1 protein-coding gene is annotated in these 518 nt (G+C 70.8%); it reads left to right on the forward strand.

From position 1 onward, the window contains the following. Positions 1–330 (forward strand): response regulator transcription factor (locus tag C1J01_RS48565; protein ID WP_146616074.1); only part of this gene is annotated, 330 nt, incomplete at its 5' end. Between the last annotated feature and the right edge of the window lie 188 nt (positions 331–518).

Raw genomic sequence — 518 nt, forward strand, 5'->3', positions numbered from 1 at the left:
GGGATGGGGCGTGAGGAGGCGGTGGCGTACGCGTTGCGGGAAAGCCGGGCCGCTCCTGACGGGGGCAGGTCGGGGTCGGATGGGCCGTTGACGCGGCGGGAGGCGCAGATCGCCCGGCTGGTGGCGCAGGGGATGACGAACAAGGAGATCGCGGCGTCGCTGGTGATCGCGCAGCGGACAGCTGAAGGGCATATCGAGCACATTCTGACCAAACTGGGGTTCAATTCGCGGGCGCAGATCGCGGTGTGGGTGGGGCAGCGTAATCGGGAGGCCGAGGGGTCGGAGGAAAGGCAGGCCGGCGGGCGGTCTCCTGATGAGGAGCCGCCCTGAGGCCGGCCTGCCCCGGGGGAGGTCTTCGGTTCGGTGAGGGGAAGGGCGGCCGGAACCGGCCCGTTGCGATGGTGACCACCGGGTCCGGCCGCCGCGACATGCACGGCACGGTCAGGGCGGGGCGTGCGCGCCGGTGCCGGTGCCGGTGGGCCTGGCTCTTATACACATCTGACGCTGCCGACGATCTT

It is taken from the genome of Nonomuraea aridisoli, assembly GCF_003236395.1.
In the GTDB taxonomy this organism is placed as follows: Bacteria; Actinomycetota; Actinomycetes; order Streptosporangiales; family Streptosporangiaceae; genus Nonomuraea; species Nonomuraea aridisoli.